This is a genomic window from Mycobacterium sp. 23, assembly GCF_048287075.1.
GTDB classification, from domain to species: Bacteria; Actinomycetota; Actinomycetes; order Mycobacteriales; family Mycobacteriaceae; genus Mycobacterium; species Mycobacterium gordonae_B.
Genome location: NZ_JBLVUX010000005.1, coordinates 6,640,555 through 6,654,838, shown reverse-complemented (window position 1 = coordinate 6,654,838; position 14,284 = coordinate 6,640,555). Strand labels below are relative to the sequence as shown.

Annotated in this window: 16 protein-coding genes; 8 read left to right on the top strand and 8 right to left on the bottom strand. The window is 67.8% G+C overall.

The window, feature by feature from the left end; genetic code table 11:
• Nucleotides 1-22 precede the first annotated feature (22 nt).
• Nucleotides 23-475: a DUF417 family protein gene (locus tag ACNQS7_RS31455; protein WP_418016227.1), complete on the top strand. Its 453-nt coding sequence runs from the start codon at nt 23-25 to the stop codon at nt 473-475.
• Here the strand turns inward: ACNQS7_RS31455 and ACNQS7_RS31450 are convergent.
• A complete protein-coding gene (locus ACNQS7_RS31450) occupies nt 465-992 on the bottom strand; it encodes a PadR family transcriptional regulator (RefSeq protein WP_418015636.1) in 528 nt (175 codons plus the stop codon). The two genes, ACNQS7_RS31455 and ACNQS7_RS31450, sit on opposite strands and share 11 nt — an antisense overlap.
• A gap of 95 nt (nt 993-1,087) precedes the next feature.
• On the opposite strand from ACNQS7_RS31450, the gene ACNQS7_RS31445 reads away from it, so the two are divergent.
• Complete coding sequence (locus ACNQS7_RS31445) at nt 1,088-1,909, top strand: hypothetical protein (protein ID WP_418015635.1); 822 nt, start codon at nt 1,088-1,090, stop codon at nt 1,907-1,909.
• Between the two features lie 73 nt (nt 1,910-1,982).
• On the opposite strand, the gene ACNQS7_RS31440 is transcribed toward ACNQS7_RS31445, so the two are convergent.
• The gene (locus ACNQS7_RS31440) at nt 1,983-2,717 is read right to left on the bottom strand and encodes a 3'(2'),5'-bisphosphate nucleotidase CysQ (RefSeq protein ID WP_418015634.1); all 735 of its coding nucleotides are present in this window, start codon (nt 2,715-2,717) and stop codon (nt 1,983-1,985) included.
• 121 nt (nt 2,718-2,838) lie between these two features.
• On the opposite strand from ACNQS7_RS31440, the gene ACNQS7_RS31435 reads away from it, so the two are divergent.
• Nucleotides 2,839-3,732: a haloalkane dehalogenase gene (locus ACNQS7_RS31435; RefSeq protein WP_418015633.1), complete on the top strand. Its 894-nt coding sequence runs from the start codon at nt 2,839-2,841 to the stop codon at nt 3,730-3,732.
• A 73-nt stretch (nt 3,733-3,805) separates the two neighbouring features.
• Here ACNQS7_RS31435 and ACNQS7_RS31430 read toward each other — a convergent pair whose 3' ends face one another.
• Nucleotides 3,806-4,990, bottom strand: a complete 1,185-nt coding sequence (locus tag ACNQS7_RS31430) for an acyl-CoA dehydrogenase family protein (protein WP_418015632.1) — start codon at nt 4,988-4,990, stop codon at nt 3,806-3,808.
• A gap of 109 nt (nt 4,991-5,099) precedes the next feature.
• Here ACNQS7_RS31430 and ACNQS7_RS31425 point away from each other — a divergent pair, with 109 nt between their 5' ends.
• The gene (locus ACNQS7_RS31425) at nt 5,100-6,272 is read left to right on the top strand and encodes a serine/threonine-protein kinase (RefSeq protein ID WP_418015631.1); all 1,173 of its coding nucleotides are present in this window, start codon (nt 5,100-5,102) and stop codon (nt 6,270-6,272) included.
• Here ACNQS7_RS31425 and ACNQS7_RS31420 read toward each other — a convergent pair whose 3' ends face one another.
• The 3 genes from ACNQS7_RS31420 to ACNQS7_RS31410 form a co-directional block, all read right to left on the bottom strand.
• Nucleotides 6,273-7,109 carry an SDR family NAD(P)-dependent oxidoreductase gene (locus tag ACNQS7_RS31420; RefSeq protein ID WP_418015630.1) on the bottom strand — a complete coding sequence of 279 codons (837 nt, stop codon included), beginning with the start codon at nt 7,107-7,109 and terminating at the stop codon, nt 6,273-6,275.
• 70 nt (nt 7,110-7,179) lie between these two features.
• Entirely contained in the window at nt 7,180-7,620 is a 441-nt protein-coding gene (locus ACNQS7_RS31415) for an SRPBCC family protein (protein WP_418015629.1), read from the bottom strand.
• 11 nt (nt 7,621-7,631) lie between these two features.
• On the bottom strand, nt 7,632-8,459 hold the full coding sequence (locus tag ACNQS7_RS31410) for a hypothetical protein (RefSeq protein ID WP_418015628.1): 828 nt from the start codon (nt 8,457-8,459) through the stop codon (nt 7,632-7,634).
• Between the two features lie 74 nt (nt 8,460-8,533).
• On the opposite strand from ACNQS7_RS31410, the gene ACNQS7_RS31405 reads away from it, so the two are divergent.
• Nucleotides 8,534-8,926 carry a MauE/DoxX family redox-associated membrane protein gene (locus ACNQS7_RS31405; protein WP_418015627.1) on the top strand — a complete coding sequence of 131 codons (393 nt, stop codon included), beginning with the start codon at nt 8,534-8,536 and terminating at the stop codon, nt 8,924-8,926.
• Here the strand turns inward: ACNQS7_RS31405 and ACNQS7_RS31400 are convergent.
• The gene (locus ACNQS7_RS31400; protein WP_418016226.1) at nt 8,923-9,279 is read right to left on the bottom strand and encodes a bleomycin resistance protein; all 357 of its coding nucleotides are present in this window, start codon (nt 9,277-9,279) and stop codon (nt 8,923-8,925) included. The two genes, ACNQS7_RS31405 and ACNQS7_RS31400, sit on opposite strands and share 4 nt — an antisense overlap.
• A gap of 147 nt (nt 9,280-9,426) precedes the next feature.
• Between ACNQS7_RS31400 and ACNQS7_RS31395 the strand changes: the two genes are divergently transcribed.
• The 3 genes from ACNQS7_RS31395 to ACNQS7_RS31385 all read left to right on the top strand — a co-directional run bounded on the left by ACNQS7_RS31395 (nt 9,427) and on the right by ACNQS7_RS31385 (nt 13,328).
• Nucleotides 9,427-10,485: a cupin domain-containing protein gene (locus tag ACNQS7_RS31395; RefSeq protein WP_418015626.1), complete on the top strand. Its 1,059-nt coding sequence runs from the start codon at nt 9,427-9,429 to the stop codon at nt 10,483-10,485.
• A 126-nt stretch (nt 10,486-10,611) separates the two neighbouring features.
• Nucleotides 10,612-12,537, top strand: a complete 1,926-nt coding sequence (locus tag ACNQS7_RS31390) for a methyltransferase domain-containing protein (protein WP_418015625.1) — start codon at nt 10,612-10,614, stop codon at nt 12,535-12,537.
• Between the two features lie 5 nt (nt 12,538-12,542).
• On the top strand, nt 12,543-13,328 hold the full coding sequence (locus ACNQS7_RS31385; protein ID WP_418016225.1) for a glutamate racemase: 786 nt from the start codon (nt 12,543-12,545) through the stop codon (nt 13,326-13,328).
• On the opposite strand, the gene ACNQS7_RS31380 is transcribed toward ACNQS7_RS31385, so the two are convergent.
• A complete protein-coding gene (locus ACNQS7_RS31380; protein ID WP_418015624.1) occupies nt 13,325-14,197 on the bottom strand; it encodes a universal stress protein in 873 nt (290 codons plus the stop codon). The genes ACNQS7_RS31385 and ACNQS7_RS31380 overlap by 4 nt on opposite strands.
• Nucleotides 14,198-14,284 lie beyond the last annotated feature (87 nt).

The window sequence follows — 14,284 nt, the reverse complement described above, 5'->3', positions numbered from 1 at the left end:
CCCCTACGCCGTCTACGACAGCGTGCAATCCACCCACGCAGGCTCCCGGGTCCAACACATCGGCGCGCTGATCAGTCGCTACGGACTGGTATTGGTGTTGGCCTGGATCGGATTCGGCAAGTACGTGAAGATGGAATCCCGCGTGCTGATCGAGCACAGTCCGTTGATGAGCTGGATCTACGACTACGCCGGCGTAACGACGGTCGCGCGGACGCTGGGATCGTTGGAAATCGTTGCGGCAGTGCTCATTGCGGTCCGGCCGTGGTGGCCGAGGACCTCCGCGGTGGGCAGCGCCCTGGCAATCGTATTATTCCTGGGCACGTTGAGTTTCCTGTTCACCACCCCAGGGTTGGTCGCCGCGCACGCGGCGGGTGTGCCTGTGCTGACGGCCCAGCCGGGTCAGTTTTTACTCAAAGATGTTGTGCTGCTGGGTGTCGCGATCTGGACGTCGGGCGATGCGCTGTCTAGGACATGAGTCCGCGCTTGTCCAGGCCGTCGATCACCCAGTTGGCCCATTCGATCTCGTGCTGCGTCCAGCGCAGCCCTTGCTCGAGCGCGGCACGGGCGAAGAAGGCGTCGTCGGCCGTCCAGTCGTGCGCCTCAAGGATCTCGGCATAGTGTGCATGCTCGCGCTCGGACACTGACAGCAACGACTGCAGATACTCACGTGCCTCATCCGGCTTCAGTTCGCCGAGCAGGTAAACCCGCAACAACGCGGCATTGCGGATCGGCGGATCCTCCTCCGGCGACAACATCCACCGATGCAGCTCCGCACGCCCCGCATCCGTGATCGCATACTCCTTGCGGCCGCGTGGTCCCAGGTCGGACACGGTGATCAGCCCCGCAGCGGCGAGTTTGTTGAGCTCGCCGTACAGCTGGCTCTGCGTCGCCGGCCACATGTTGTCCATCGACTCTTTGAACCGTTTCAGCAGGTCATAGCCGCTTCCGGGCTCCTGGGACAACAGGCCTAGCGCAGCATGTCGCAAACTCACGAGACCCATCTTAACCTTCCAGAATTGACATGTCACTTATCGTCATGTCAGTATCGACATGTCAATTTAGGAATGTCAAGATCAAGGAGCTGACCATGACGCAGCCAGCACACGTCAACCGCGGCGCGCAGCCGTCGCAGGAGAGCACGAACCGCATCACGCGCATCCTGGATGGTTTCCTCACGTCACCGTTCGCCGGCATTGCGCCGTGGGCGCTGCTGTCCATCCTCGCCACGCCGGGCCACTTCGAGGTCGCGGTGCTGTCCGCCCTCGGCTTCTCGGTGCTGGTGATGCTGGTCGGGTTGCTTCGCGGCGTGAAGATTCACGCACTGGAAGTCTTCGGCGCGGCGGTTTTCGCGGCGCTGGCCGTGGTCGGCCTGTTCGCCGACGCGTCGGTGATCCGATTTCTGGAGATGTGGTCCGGCGAGCTGACCAACGTCGCGCTGGCGATGTTCGTGTGGCTGACTCTGCTATTCGGCCGGCCGTTCACGCTGGCCTACGCCAAAGACAGCACACCTGAGGAGCATTGGGACAGCGCACTGTTCAAGCGGATCAACAACGTGATCACCGGCGTATGGGCGGGTGCGTTCACCTTCGCCGCCGGCATCGGCCTGGCCGGCAACTGGGTCCTGCACGACCCCGAGAACTTCTGGACGGGCTGGATCCTGCAACTGGCGGCCATCTTCTTCGCCGTCGCGTTCACCGAGTTCTACCCGGACTACGCCTCGGCGATGTTCGCCCTGGACAACGGCGAGGAAGCGGACGTGCCCTCGGTATTGCAGATCATCGACTGGCTGCCCGGTTTCGTCGTGACCGCGGGAGTCGTGGGGCTGATCACCGGATCGATCGGCGTTGGCGTGGCCATCGCGATGATCGCGGGCGGCAGCGTGGTGTCCGGAATCCTCGCGAAGATCTGAACGCACTGCTTCGCCGTGCTCGCTGGCCCTGACCGGAACCCGTTGCCTGCCTTCGCAATCCGCAGAGCGCCGCTCAGGACCGGCGGGTGACGGCCAGCACCGACTCGGCGAGTTCGGGGCGGCACACGACCAAGTCGGGCAGCTTGGGGTCGGACCGGTTGTACAGCAGCGGCGACCCGTCGATGCGGGACGTGTGCAGTCCCGCGGCCCGCGCGACCGCGACCGGTGCGGCCGAGTCCCACTCGTACTGGCCGCCGGCATGCACGTAGACGTCTGACAATCCCTGCACGATGGACGCCACTTTGGCTCCCGCCGAGCCCATTTCGACCAACTCCCCGTCCAGCGCGTCACGGACGGCCAGCGCGATCGCGGGCGGGCGGGTGCGCGACACCACGATGCGCGGCTTGTCCGAGGCCTCGGGTGGCGGCAGGACGTCCGGAGTCGCCAGGGTGACCCCCTGCGCGGGCAGCGCGACCGCGCCGGCGACGAGCTCGCCGGACTCCCACAGCGCGACGTGCACGGCCCAGTCCTCGCGGCCGAGCTCGGAGAATTCTCGGGTGCCATCCAGCGGGTCGACGATCCACACCCGCTCGCTGCGCAACCGCACCGGGTCGTCGGCACCCTCCTCGGACAACACCGCGTCATCCGGGCGCTGACGGCCCAGCGCCTCCATCAGAAAGTCATGAGATCGCTTGTCCCCCGCGGCTTTCCGCTCGCTTGCGTCGGCTTCGGCGAACTCCGCGCGAACCCCGAGCAGCAACCGGCCGGCTTCGGAGGCCAACTGGGCGGCCAGTGCGTGGTCATTCATGGCAAGCGGGTCCCTCACCTGTCCGGAGAAATGTTGGCTACGTTAACCGACTTTACCCGGCTACGCATGGTGCGATATCACCGGTGGTGAACACGCGCGGTCAACGCAAAGGAGCAACGCCATGGACGTCCTGCGAACCCCGGACTCCCGCTTCGAGAATCTGGAGGGCTACCCGTTCGCGCCACACTACGTCGACGTCACGGCCCGAGACACCCCGGCGCTGCGCATGCACTACGTCGACGAAGGGCCGCCGACAGGCTCACCCATCGTGCTGCTGCACGGCGAACCCACCTGGAGCTACCTGTATCGGACCATGATCCCGCCGCTGTCCGGCGCGGGGCATCGCGTGCTGGCACCGGATCTGATCGGGTTCGGAAAGTCCGACAAGCCAACGAGCAGAGCGGATTACACCTATCTGCGGCACGTGGAGTGGGTGACGTCATGGTTCGAGAAGCTCGACCTGCGCGAAGTGACCCTGGTCGTGCAGGACTGGGGATCGCTGATCGGGCTGCGCATCGCCGCCGAGCAGAGCGACCGCATCGCACGATTGGTGGTGGCCAACGGGTTCCTGCCCACCGCCACGCGGCCTACACCGCCCGCGTTCTACATCTGGCGCGCGTTCGCCCGTTACACCCCGATGCTGTCGGCGGGCCGCATCGTTGCCGTCGGCACCGTCCGCAAGGTCCCGGCCCGCGTGCGCGCCGGTTACGACGCACCCTTCCCCGGCAAGAAGTACCAGGCCGGCGCCCGCGCGTTCCCGCAGCTGGTGCCGACCTCGCCCGAGGATCCGGCGATACCCGCCAACCGGGCCGCCTGGGACGCGCTGGGCAGGTGGGAGAAGCCGTGCCTGGCCATCTTCGGAGACCGCGACCCGATCCTCGGAAAGGCCGACCGTCCGCTCATCGAGCACATCCCCGGCGCGAAGGGGCAGCCGCACGCCCGGATCAACGCCAGCCACTTCATTCAGGAGGACAGCGGACCGGAACTCGCCGAACGCATCCTGGCCTGGCGGTGAAACCGTGCGTCCAGCATGAAACCAGGAGCCCTTTTCCGCACCCAGGTCACTCTCGGCGCAACAGCGGCGACACTCAGAGCCCGAACTGGTCCTCGACGATGCCGAGCCAGATCTGCGCCGAGTCCATGGCGACCTTCTCGCTGATGAAGGCGTGCTGCGTACCGGTGTAGATGTCACGGAAGGCCCGTTCCAGACGACTGCCTTCGCGGATCGAGCTGGTCCCCGCCACCAGATGCGCCCACTCCGCGCACTCGCGCGAAATGTCGGTGGCGAAGACGGCGGCGGCACGCATGTCCGCCCGCAGCATCGGACTAAGTTCGTCGCCGGCCGCCACGGCGGCCTCCGCGGCGCCGAACGCGTCCAGCACCAGCAGCCGCGCCGCCCGCCAGGCCGACACGTGGTGTGCCAGACCCTTCTGAAAGGTCGGGCGGCTGGCCAACGACGCCATGTCGCTCATCCGGTATTTGGTCGCGGCCAGTTCCGCGACGTCGTCGAGCATGCTCTTGGCCACCCCCAGCGCCCACGAGGCATGACCGGCGGCGGTCACCGGCATCAATCCCATGTGCGCGGCCGGCGACGTCCCCCGGTAGGGCCGGCGGTCGAAGAGCCCGAACGTCCTGCTGGCGGGCACGAACACGTCCTGGGCGCTGTAGTCATAGGAACCGGTGCCCTTGAGGCCCTGTACGTGCCAGCCGTCGTTGAACTGGATCTCATCCCGCGGCACCAGGGCCACCTGCATGTCGGGAATTCCCTCGCTGACCCAGCGCATCTCGCCGTTGTCCATCGGGAAGAATCCGGCGGCCACGTACTGCGAATGGCCGGTGCCCGAGCCGAAGCTCCATGATCCGCTCAGCCGGTACCCGCCGTCGACGACGACGCCCTGGCCGTTGGGGAAGAACTGGCCGCCCATGGTGACGTGGTTGTCGTGCGCGGTGAACACCTCCGCGAAACCTGCGTCGTCGAGGTAGCTGGCCGCGGCGAATCTGGACGGCAGATTGGCGATCCCAATCCATCCGAAAGAGCCGTCCTGCCAAGCCATCTCGATCCAGGTATCGATCATCTCGGCGAGCGACGGCTCGGTGCCACCGGCTTCGGCGGGGCTCAGCGCGGTCATCAGCCCGCTGTCCCACATCTCCTCGACCACGGCGCCGGTCAGGGTGCGCAGCTGCTCGGATTCACCCGCTTCGGCCCGCACCAGATCCCGCATTCCGCGGGCCAGGGCGACGATCTGACCACCCACCTCGGTTGTCGACGTCATTGGTGATTTCCCATCGCGAATGCCGACCACTGCCGGGCCCCGACTAACGACAGGTCGACCGTACGCCACACGTTTCGGCTCGAACATCTGTGGTTATTTCAAGAGGCAAATGACCACCAAGTATGGCGAGACGCTGACGCAGCCGCTCGGGGTGCTCGGCGGCCGCTACCAACTGGGCAAACTCTTGGGACGCGGCGGGATGGCCGAAGTCCGCGAGGGTTGGGATGTGAAGCTGGGTCGCCCGGTCGCGATCAAGCTGTTGCAGTCCGGTCCGGGCAACGATGACGGGCCCGAGAGCCGGCTGCGCTTCGAGACGGAGGCGCGGGCGACCGCGGCGCTGAGCAGTTCCCACATCGTGATCGTCCACGACGTCGGCGAGCACCACGGGCTGCCCTTCATCGTGATGGAGCGACTGCCCGGTACGTCGCTGGCCGACCACATCGCGCGCGGCCCGCTGCCCCAGCCGTTCGTCCAGGCGGTTCTGGATTCCGTGCTCGCCGCGCTCGCCGCGGCCCACGACGCCGGAATCCTGCACCGCGACGTCAAGCCCGGCAACATTCTGTTCACCGCCGCCGGCGAAGCCAAGCTCGCGGATTTCGGGATCGCCAAGACGGCCGGCGGCGCGCACACCATGACCGGCCAGGTCGTCGGCACCATGGCCTACCTGAGCCCCGATCGGCTGGCCGGGAAGCCCGCCACACCGGCCGACGATCTCTACGCCGTCGGCGTGGTGGGCTATGAAGCGCTGACCGGGCGCAGGCCGTTCCCCCAGCAGGCATTCGGCGCGCTGGCGCACGCGATCCTGCACGAATCCCCGCCGCCGATCGCCGCACTGCGACCAGACGTGCGACCGGAGTTGGCGGCAGCTTTCGAGCGCGCCATGACGCGCCGGTCGAGCGAGCGGTTCTACCAGGCCGGCGCCATGCGTGCGGCGCTCAATGTCCCCGCTCCCCGCGCGGCACCGATACCCGTTCGCACGCGAGTCATGCCGGCGCCGGCGGGCACCTCCGCGTATATCCCGGTGGAATCCGAGCCGACACGGGTAAGTCGCAAGTTGTGGGCTGCCGCTATCGTCGCGGTGCTCCTGCTGGTGATCATGCTGATGGCGCTTGGCGCACCCTTCTCCGCACCGCCGCCGTCGCCGGTCGGCACGTCGACGCCGCAGCCGCCGACGACCACCGAGACGTCGCCGATTGCCAGCACGCCGGAGCCCGCGCCTGCGCCGCCCCAGGCGCCCCCGGGCAAACCAGGCAAGAAACCCAAAGGCCCAAAGGGCGACTGATCAGTCGGGCAGGCCGAACAACTTGACCACCTCGTGGTCGCGGCCGGCCAGGTAGCCGCCGTCGACCGCGATGGCCTGGCCCGACACGAACGAGGCGTCGGTGGACAACAGAAACGCTGCCATCGCCGCCACCTCCTCGGGGCGGCCCAGCCGTTGCAACGCGTGTTCTCTGGTGATCGCCGCCCGCGGGCCCTCCATCCCGGGGATGCCGAAAACGCTTTCGGCAAGCGGGGTTTCGATGAAACCGGGGCAGATCGCGTTGGCCCGGATGCCGCTCGGCCCGTAGTCGAGCGCGATGTTCTTCGTCAGCAGGACGACGCCGCCCTTGGCCGCGTTGTACGAGCTGCCGCCCGCGGTTCCTTCCAGGCCCTCAACGCTGGCCAGTGTCACGATGGAGCCGCGTTCGCCGTCCACCCGGGGTTGCCCGATCATCCTGGCCAACGCGGCCTTGGCCACCAGGAACGTGGCGGTGAGGTTGATCCTGATGACGCGGTCCCATTCGGACTGCGGGAGCAGGTGTACCGGCCCCCCACCGGCCACCCCGGCGGAGTGCACCACCCCGTCGAGTCGGTCGGGTACCGCGGCGAAGATCGCGGCGACCGCCGTCTCGTCGCTGACGTCGGCCGTCACAAAATGGAATCGCGGACCCAGATCGGGCGACGACGCCAGATCGGCGCCGATGACGGTGCCGCCTTCGTCCAGCAGTCGCCGCGCGGTCGCCAAGCCGATGCCCGACGCGGCACCGGTCACCACGAAAGTGCGCCCCTGGGCGCGTTCGGCGCTCACTGGCGCTCCTGAGTTGTCCCGCCAATACGACTGACCCCTCGGCAACCGCATTGGGCAGGTAGGGCTAGTCCTACACCCCCCAGCCGGGCGGTTTCGAGTTTTTCCAAGCAGAAATGCACTTTCACAGCTGACTCACAACTGCTTTATCGCAGGCTGCCAGGATGGCGAGGAAGTTCCATCGCAACAGCGGTCGGCTGACCTTCTCCATCAACGTGCCTCCCGCATAGCCGGGGTGGGTGTAATTGGTCAGCCAGTCGACGTGGGTGCCGTCCCCGGACGAGGTGAACGTCAAGGTGCCGCCGTCATGATCGAAGGCCGGGACCGACCGCACGATCAGATAGGTGTAGCTGTTTGGGCGGTCATAGGCGGTGATGTCCTCCCGGAACCACATGCCGGTGCCCAGTACCTCACGAACGGCGCCGACACCGGGCCCCTTGGTGTTCTTCGTCCATGCGGACTTCAAAACCAGCGGCGCCGCAACCAGATTGGCCGGATCGGCCAGCCAGTCGAAGACTTGTTCCACGGGTGCGGCGATCGTTCGCTGCACGTGAATCTGCACCATGAGGTTTCATGCTAAACGCCGCGCCGTGCGCGGAAACGACCGTGCTCGGCGTCGACGTCGTCGACGGTGAAACCGCGCCGCGCCAGCCGTTGCGCGAACAACTGGCCGCTGACCTTGCGGTGCAACCGCGCACCGTTCTCCCGGCAGAAAACCCGGGCCTGCGGCAGGATGACCGGCCCCGCCGCATCGGAGGCCGGCGTGTAGCGGATCGTCGTTCCGTCTGCGGCGACCCCGGCGTATTCGTAGTCCAGTAGCGGCGACCAGCCCTGCTTGTCCCGGACCGAAATGGCATCGGGCTCAACCCGGAACTCGCGACCGCGCCGGATGAACGGAACGAGGTTGGCGCTGAGGAGCAGCAACCCGGGCACGATCAGCACGAACAGCGCGTACGCGTGCGTCTTCTCCAGTTCGGCGTCGTAGGCGGCGTTGGTGAGGAGCTCGGCCGTCCAGCCTTCGACGAAAATCGCCATGTCCTGCAGCACGTCGCGTACCGTGGCGCGGCCGCTGCTCAGGTCGTAGACGATCGCGCCGAGTGCGCCGACGCCACCGATCGTGAGCACCACGCCGAGCAGCACCAGCCCCCAGCTGGTTCGGGACACGAACGTGCCGGATACCTGTGCCACCTCGTCGATCTCCACTTTCGGGCCACCCAGCGGGCGGGCCAGGCACCAGATGCTGACGCCGATCGCCACCGCCAGGCTCAGGAATTCCACTGCGCCGAACGCGGCCCGGTCGGAGTTCGCAACCGCGAGGCCCAGGAACGTCAGCCACGCGGCCCACCGCAGCGCCCGCTGCCAGCCGGCCACACGCCGCTCCGCTCCCCCGGGCCGAGTAGACACACCGGGATGGTAACGCCGCCGCCTGGTCTGATGTGCACGCCACGACAGGGAACGGTCAGGGCATGATTAGCGCCATGACCACCGAATCGCTCGCCGAACGCGCCCCCGCCCAGACCACGGCCTACCGCCTCGCGGCGATGTTGCTCGGCGTGGGCACCCTGCACTTTGTCGCACCCAAGCCGTTCGACGACATAATCCCGGCCGAACTGCCGTTCAGTGCGAGGTTTTACACGTATGCCTCGGGGGTGGCCGAGCTGGTGATCGGGGCGCTGCTGCTGCCGCGCGGCACCCGCCGACCCGCGGCGGCCGCGGCCGCCGCACTGTTCATCGGGGTGTACCCGGGCAACCTCAACATGGTTCGGCTGTGGTGGGACAAGCCGTGGCCGATGCGCATCCTGGCGCTGGCCCGCCTGCCGCTGCAGTTCCCGATGATCACGGCGGCGATCAAGGTCTACCGCGCCAGTTAGAGCGGAGAGCCGACGCGGTGCAGGGTGCCGTCCGGGTCGACGTAGGCGAATTCCCTTAGCCCGTAAGGCGTGTCCTGCGGTGGGTGCAACCGCCCGCCGAGATCTGCCAGGGCCTTCCATTCCGCGTACAGGGCGTCGGCGTCGCTGACGTAGAGATACACGCTCGACGACGTGGTCAACGGGTCATGCTCGGCCCATTCGGTGAGATGGAGCTGAACGGAACCCCGGTCGACGAAGCCGTAGCGTTCGGGACCCGCATAGCCGCGGGCGTCGAACCCGAGCCGGCGGTATCGGTCGAGTGCCGCGTCGAGGTCCCGTACCGGCACGATCGCTGCCGCCGAGGTGAATTCGATGTCGGACATGAGAAGAGTCTGACACCGCGCTCGCGGCCGCTTGATAACCACCGCCGATCAAAGCATCGAAAACGGGTGTTGGACGGCGCGCCGGCCCTGCCTGGATGCTGAAGGCAGCACATTACGGCGGCATCATAGGAGGACGAAATGCTCACGCAGACAAGCACACACGTCGCATCGCTGATCAACGGCGAGGTCGTGGAAGAGTCCGACCTGGGTTCGATTCAGCGGCTGACGGCCGACAACTTCCCGATCCTGCGGGGCATGTCGATCAAGCGGTTGCTGATCAACCCGGGCGCCATGCGGACACCGCACTGGCACGCCAACGCCAACGAGCTCACCTACTGCGTTTCGGGCACCGCCCTGGTCTCGGTGCTCGACACCGGCAGCCAATTCAGCTCTTTCGTGGTGCGCGCCGGTGAGATGTTCCACATCGACTCGGGTTCGCTGCACCACATCGAGAACATCGGCACCGATGTCGCCGAGTTCATCATCACGTTCCGCAGCGAACGGCCCGAGGACTTCGGCCTGGGCGCCGCATTCGGCGCGATGACCGACGCGGTGCTGGGCAACACCTACGACCTGCCGGCCTCCGACTTCGCGGCGCTGCGCCGCAGCACCACGGACCGGGCACTGGCGGCACGCTCCGGGGCGCCCGACGTCCCGGCCTCGGCGTTCTTCAACGACCCACACAAGTTCGCGGTCGAGGCGATGACTGCACCCGTGAGCATCGCGGTGGGCTCGGCCAGGACCGCGCGGCTGCAATACTGGCCGGCACTCAAGGACCTGTCGATGTACTCCCTGCGCATCCGCGAGGACGGGATGCGTGAGCCGCACTGGCACCCGGTCACCGCGGAGATGGGTTACGTCAATCGGGGCGCGGCGCGCATGACCGTGATGGGGCCGGGCGGCGAGTTGGACACCTGGTACCTGCGTCAGGGTGACGTGTACTTCATCCCCCGCGCCTACCCGCACCACATCGAGGTCTTCGACGCCCCGGAGATGCACTTCTGCATCTTCTTCGACCAGCCCACTCCCGCTGACATCGGCTACCGGGCATCGGTGAGCGCCTATTCACGCGAAGTGCTCGCGGCGACATTCAACACCCACATCGACGGCCTGCCCGACTTCCCGTTCACCAACGCCGACCCGCTGATCGTCGACCGGCTCAACCCGCTCGACGCCCACGCGGTCGGGGAGCGCTGAACCGGGCCCGACCCCGACGCCAAGAATCCTCCAAGAATCCTCCAAGTGCCCGGCGAGACCGTGTGGTTACCAAACCGACACCAGCACGGCGGCTACCCCGGCCAGGCTCGTCAAAGGGGGAAGAACATGACCGACACCGCGCACCGACTGACGGCTGCCACGCGCAATCACCTCGCGGAGCTTGCACCACTGCTGGACGCCCTGGCAGCCGTCGCGGTGCGTGGCGAGGCGCCGGACGCCGAGCTGTCGGCCCGCGCCGCGGCGGCCGGTCCGGCACTGTCGGCCCTGGCCGGCGAACCCGGTGACGGTGAGCCGTATTCGCGTTCGATCCTGCGGGTCGACGATCATGTCGAGATCATGCTGGCCCGCTGGCGCCCGGGCCACGGCTGCGCGCCACATGACCACGGCGGCGCGGGCGGTTTCGTGATCGCGGTGGAGGGCGAGTTCAGCGAGCGCCGGTTCGGCTGGGCGGGAACCCGGTTGGCTGTCACCGAACAGCTTGCGCGCCAACAGGGTAGCGCCATCCAGATCTCACCGGAGGTCATTCACGACATGTCCGCCCCGTCGGGCGGGCTGTCCCTGCATCTCTACAGTCCGCCGCCGGCCGGCATGCGGGTTTTCGACCTGGAACGGGCCGAGGTGCTCGAACTTGTCGGCAACTACGGTGCCTGGATTCCCTCGGGTGAGCATCCGCGCATCCCGGTTGCCGCTCTCGCGCCGCACAAGCCGCTGATCTGGGTGGCTCACACCACCAGATACCGCGGCGGATCGGCTGAATTCGCCCTGGCCGCGGCCACCACGGGCCGCGAACTGGCCGCCGCGCACCCCGAGGCGGAGGTGGTGGTCTCGGGTCTGCACCGCAAGGCCGACTTCACCGCCGAACTCGCCGCGTTCGCGTCGTCGGGCCGGATGATCAGCGAGCTGCACCTGATCAGCCACTCCGGGATGTACGGTCCGATGTTCGGTTCGACGGATTGGCCCGAACAGTTCTCGCCGCACGAGTGGCGGGACATGACGATCCCCTTCGCCCCGGACGGCCGCGCTTACTTCCACGCCTGCCGGACGGCGCGCTGGTTCACGCCGTTTTTCGCCGAGGTTTTCGGCGTCACCGCCTTCGGCAACCACAACTACACGACCGTGTCCGCACGCAAGGACCGGTTTGCGTGGGCGGGCCGTCGACCGACGGCTCGCCCGAGTCTTTATCTGATCGCTGCGCCGGGCCGCAAATCGCACGGCTGGCCCGGCAGCGTGCGCAAGTACCTGGGCTGCGCCGCGGAGGCGATGGTCGAAAGTTCGCCCACCGCAGCACAACACGAGCGGTCCTACGATCGCGTCGCCGATCTCTACGACCGTGCGTACGCCGACATCCGCGTCCGGGAGGCCGAATGGAAGTGGGTGGCCGGCCGGCTGGCAGCTGCCCACGCCGACCTCGGGCGCCGGGCCCGCGTGCTGGAGATCGGTTGCGGCAACGGGGCTTTGCTACGGGCACTGGATGACAACGGCGACATCGACTTCGCCGTCGGCGTGGACAGTTCCGCGGGGATGCTCGCCCGGGCTCGCGAACGCAGCCGCGACCGTTCCCGGCTGCGCTTCGGCATGGTGAACGGGCCGGCGCTCGACGTGCCCGACAACCACGTCGACGTGGTGATCTCCTTCCTGTCCTTCCGCTACCTGGACTGGGACCCGGTGATGGCCGAGATCCGCCGGGTGCTGGCCCCCGGCGGCCGGCTGTGGGTCGTCGACATGGTGGAGCGACCGGTGCGCATCCGCGAACTGCCCGTACTGACCCGGTCGGCCGTCGCGCACCTGCGCGGCCGTCGCAGGCGTCCGCAGTTCGCGCACGACCTGGCCACCCTGACCAACCACCCCGAATGGCGGAACATGCTGCAGCACAACCCGATCCGCGCCGAGCACGAATACCGCTGGTACTTCGGCAGTCGCTTCCCCGACCGGGACCTGCAGATCTTGACCACCACCAGGTCAGCGCGCGTGGTGGCGTTCGATTCCGGTCCACTGGCCAAGGGGCAGACCACCCCGCTGTCCTACCCGTGACCGCCATGAATACCGAAGCCTGCCTGGGCATCATCGACTGGGGCATCGGCGGCGTCGGCCTGGTCAACGCCCTGGACCGATTGGTCCCCGGACTGCCGGTGGTGTACTGGTCCGACGCCGGAGCCACTCCCTACGGACGGATGGGTGCCGACGAACTGACCGATCGGCTGATGCGGGTGGTCACTGCGCTGGCCGAGCGCGGTGCGACGGAGGTGGTGCTGGCCTGCAACGCGGCCAGCACGGTGGTGGCCGAGTTACGGGCGGCGCCGGTCATTGTCGAGGGCATCATCGCCCACGGGCTGGCCTCCGTGCCGGAAGACCTCACCTCGATCGGGGTGGTGGGCGGACAGCGCACCATCGACGCCGGGCACTACCAGCGCGGGCTGGCCCGACCGGGCCGGGAGGTACTGGCCCGGGTGGCGCAGCCGCTGTCCGCGCACATCGAGGCGGGCCGTACCGGCTCCGCGCAGTTCCATGCCGACCTGGCCGACATCGTCGCCCCGTTGCGACGGGTGCAGGCGCTGGTGCTGGCCTGCACGCACTACCCCGCGGCGAGTCGCTGGTTCGCGGCCGCCCTGCCTGACGCGCGGCTGATCGATCCGGCCGAACACCTGGCCACGGCGATCGCCTACCGCTATCCCGATGCGGCCCGGGTCACGGAACCCGCCGGAAAGGTCTTTCTCACCACCGGTGACCCTGATGCCATGCGCCACAACGCCGCTCGTGCATGGGGCACACTGTTGAGCACCCGGGCGGTCCGGCGCCGCGACCGCAGCGCGCTGGCTTCTTAATCGGCCGCGCGGGCCACGATGATCGGCGTGTGCACCGAGTGCACCACGGCGTTGCTCACCGAGCCGAGCAGCACTCTGGCGATGCCGCCCCGGCCACGGCTGCCCAGAACCACCAGCTGCGCGGACTTCGACTGATTGACCAGCTCGCGGGCCGGCCGGTCACACACCACGAGTCGCTGCACCGCCACGTCGGGATAGCGCTCCTGCCAGCCGGCGAGGCGCTCGGCGAGGATCTGCTCCGACTCCTGCTGGAGCGCCGGCCAGTCCAGGCCGCCGAGGTCGAGGATCTCGACGTCGCTCCACGCGTGCACCGCTCGCAGATCCACGCCGCGACGCGATGCCTCGTCGAACGCGATGGCCGTGGCGAGCTCAGAAGCCGGGGACCCGTCGATGCCCACCAGCACGGGGGCGTCCTCGCGGATGCCGGGCTCATCGGCGGGAATGATCGCGACCGGGCTGGCCGCGCCGCGCAGCACTCCCGAGCTGACCGAACCCAGCAGCGCCCGGCCGACAGCACCGCGCCCGTGGCTGCCTACGACGACCATCTCGGCGTCCTCGGACAGCTGCACCAGCGTCGGTATCGGCGGCGACGACTTCAGCTCGGTGGCGACGACGACGGAACCTCGGGCCGATTCCCGCGCCAGCTTGGCAGCTTCCTCGAGCACCAGCCGCGCGTCTTCTTCCTGCCAGACCGCGACGCCGCCGGGCAGCGGAATCTGCGGAAACGTCGGCACGTACGTGCTGAGCATGTGGACCAGTGTCAGCGGGACATTCCGCATCGCCGCATCGCGGGCGGCCCATGACACCGCTGCGTTCGACGCCGACGACCCGTCGACTCCGACGACGAGGCCCAACTTCGATGTCGTCATTTCCTTCTCCTAGCGCTCGACTCACGAAAACGCTATTGCGCGAATGCCGCTCAGTCGTGGGCCTTAAGTCCTCGACTACATGAACAT

Coding starts and splice junctions, on each gene's coding strand:
- ACNQS7_RS31445 (WP_418015635.1), top strand. CDS start 1,088: ATGACGCAGCCAGCACACGTCAACCGCGGCGCGCAGCCGTCGCAGGAG.
- ACNQS7_RS31440 (WP_418015634.1), bottom strand. CDS start 2,717: ATGAATGACCACGCACTGGCCGCCCAGTTGGCCTCCGAAGCCGGCCGG.
- ACNQS7_RS31435 (WP_418015633.1), top strand. CDS start 2,839: ATGGACGTCCTGCGAACCCCGGACTCCCGCTTCGAGAATCTGGAGGGC.
- ACNQS7_RS31430 (WP_418015632.1), bottom strand. CDS start 4,990: ATGACGTCGACAACCGAGGTGGGTGGTCAGATCGTCGCCCTGGCCCGC.
- ACNQS7_RS31425 (WP_418015631.1), top strand. CDS start 5,100: ATGACCACCAAGTATGGCGAGACGCTGACGCAGCCGCTCGGGGTGCTC.
- ACNQS7_RS31420 (WP_418015630.1), bottom strand. CDS start 7,109: ATGCGGTTGCCGAGGGGTCAGTCGTATTGGCGGGACAACTCAGGAGCG.
- ACNQS7_RS31415 (WP_418015629.1), bottom strand. CDS start 7,620: ATGGTGCAGATTCACGTGCAGCGAACGATCGCCGCACCCGTGGAACAA.
- ACNQS7_RS31405 (WP_418015627.1), top strand. CDS start 8,534: ATGACCACCGAATCGCTCGCCGAACGCGCCCCCGCCCAGACCACGGCC.
- ACNQS7_RS31395 (WP_418015626.1), top strand. CDS start 9,427: ATGCTCACGCAGACAAGCACACACGTCGCATCGCTGATCAACGGCGAG.
- ACNQS7_RS31390 (WP_418015625.1), top strand. CDS start 10,612: ATGACCGACACCGCGCACCGACTGACGGCTGCCACGCGCAATCACCTC.
- ACNQS7_RS31385 (WP_418016225.1), top strand. CDS start 12,543: ATGAATACCGAAGCCTGCCTGGGCATCATCGACTGGGGCATCGGCGGC.
- ACNQS7_RS31380 (WP_418015624.1), bottom strand. CDS start 14,197: ATGACGACATCGAAGTTGGGCCTCGTCGTCGGAGTCGACGGGTCGTCG.